Origin of the sequence: Paraburkholderia sp. SIMBA_053 (genome assembly GCF_046534895.1) — a bacterium.
Lineage (GTDB): Bacteria > Pseudomonadota > Gammaproteobacteria > Burkholderiales > Burkholderiaceae > Paraburkholderia > Paraburkholderia caledonica.
Genome location: NZ_JAWRXU010000240.1, coordinates 1 through 357, shown reverse-complemented (window position 1 = coordinate 357; position 357 = coordinate 1). Strand labels below are relative to the sequence as shown.

Below are 357 nucleotides of genomic sequence, written 5' to 3'. Positions count from 1 at the left end.
GCAGCAGGTCTTGCGTCACACCTGCCTCCACGCACCGCTATCGTCGCGGGCGTGGAGGTTTTGTTTCGTCTGCGCAAAAGTGAACTGGCTGCTGCCCTTGCCCGGAAGCGAAGAGCAGAGCATCAAGCAGCGCATTCAGGAACGATTCAACGACTTCATACGGCACGACGCACGTCGCGTGGCGTCCTTCAATTCGGGACCACACCAGTTCGACATCGAAACCATCAACAACCAGTTCCACCGCTGCGAGGATGAATCGCTCGCCATCGGATGACACGGGTAAGCGGAAATGGATGATGCATTCAGTCGATCTTCTCGAATGCATCAGGAGCGGGATGAACGCGGATGACAAGACGC

General features: G+C 56.9%; 1 protein-coding gene. It reads right to left on the bottom strand.

Going from position 1 to position 357, the window contains the following annotated elements; translation table 11 throughout:
- Window positions 1–37: 37 nt before the first annotated feature.
- Window positions 38–357, bottom strand: a 320-nt coding sequence (locus SB753_RS35445) for a hypothetical protein (protein ID WP_410804747.1), incomplete at its 5' end; no start/stop codon positions are given.